Below are 1,054 nucleotides of genomic sequence, written 5' to 3'. Positions count from 1 at the left end.
GCGTCAACTCGCGCGTCGGCCCCGGCGCCAACTACTCGGTCGACTGGATGTATATGAAGGCCGGCCTGCCGATGGAGATCATCCAGGAATTCGACACATGGCGCCGCGTGCGCGATGCCGATGGTTCGGAAGGCTGGATCAACCAGTCGCTGCTTTCCGGCCGGCGCACGGCAATCGTCGCACCATGGCAGCGTGGCAAGGGCACCCGGATCAATCTTCTCAACAGCCCCGACAAGGATGCAAGGGTGGTCGCGATGATCGAACCTGGCGTCATGGGTACGATCAAATCCTGCGACGGCCAGTGGTGCGAAATGACGTTCGACGGCCACACCGGCTGGCTTGCCCAGTCGGTCGTCTGGGGCGCCTATCCCGGCGAACGGGTCAAGGACTGATTCTCTTTCGCGGTCCTGGCTTTATGCCCGATACGACCGAGATGGGTGTCCTGGAAGCCGGTCGGCAGCTTCAGACCGTAGCCCAGCGCACGGTCGATGGCGATGTGGGCGATCCATATCAGCGCAACCGCCATCGCGGCCGCATTGCCCCACATGTGCCCTCCGAGCAGCAGCAGCACGGGCACGATCAGGATGTGCAAGGCGTTGTAGGCAAGGGCACCGACGCGCGGACCGGCCAGATAGCCCGACATCGATAGGTCAGGCGCCAGGATAAGCAATCCGAAGAGCCACCAGGAGATGCCGGTCGAACCGTAGAAAATGACGGCAGCCAGTGCCATGATCGCCCATTCGAGCCGGATTACGAGATCGAGGGGTTTCATCCCTGGCCGATAATTCTGGCTTGGCAGATGATTCTGGCCTCGCCAGTCATTCGCGGCGTTTGGGGCGCAGCCTCACGACGATGTCGACGTTGGCGATCTCCATCCCTTCCGGAGGCTCCGGCAGGTTGGCAACCGTCACCGGACCGCTGTCGATGTCGAATATACGGTTTTCGCCTTCGATGTAGAAATGGTGGTGGTCGGAGGTGTTGGTGTCGAAATAGGTTTTCGCGCCTTCGACGGCGAGGATGCGCAAAAGTCCCGCCTGGGTAAACTGGCGAAGGG

Annotated in this window: 2 protein-coding genes and 1 pseudogene; 1 reads left to right on the top strand and 2 read right to left on the bottom strand. The window is 61.6% G+C overall.

Annotated features, from left to right (window positions below; translation table 11 throughout):
- The coding region (locus EN914_RS36355) for an SH3 domain-containing protein (RefSeq protein ID WP_127389731.1) at positions 1–392 on the top strand (392 nt) is incomplete at its 5' end.
- Here the strand turns inward: EN914_RS36355 and EN914_RS36350 are convergent.
- Both EN914_RS36350 and EN914_RS36345 read right to left on the bottom strand, forming a co-directional pair.
- A complete protein-coding gene (locus EN914_RS36350) occupies positions 365–772 on the bottom strand; it encodes a DUF4260 domain-containing protein (RefSeq protein WP_024503472.1) in 408 nt (135 codons plus the stop codon). The genes EN914_RS36355 and EN914_RS36350 overlap by 28 nt on opposite strands.
- 46 nt (positions 773–818) lie before the next feature.
- Positions 819–1,054, bottom strand: a pseudogene (locus EN914_RS36345) (transcriptional repressor); the annotation flags it as partial.

The organism is Mesorhizobium sp. M7A.F.Ca.CA.001.08.2.1 (genome assembly GCF_003998455.1).
Taxonomy (GTDB): Bacteria; Pseudomonadota; Alphaproteobacteria; order Rhizobiales; family Rhizobiaceae; genus Mesorhizobium; species Mesorhizobium ciceri.
This window is presented reverse-complemented; position numbering and strand designations above follow the sequence as displayed.

What these genes read in the sequence shown, in the direction of transcription:
- EN914_RS36350 (WP_024503472.1), bottom strand. Translation starts at nt 772, where the DNA reads ATGAAACCCCTCGATCTCGTAATCCGGCTCGAATGGGCGATCATGGCA.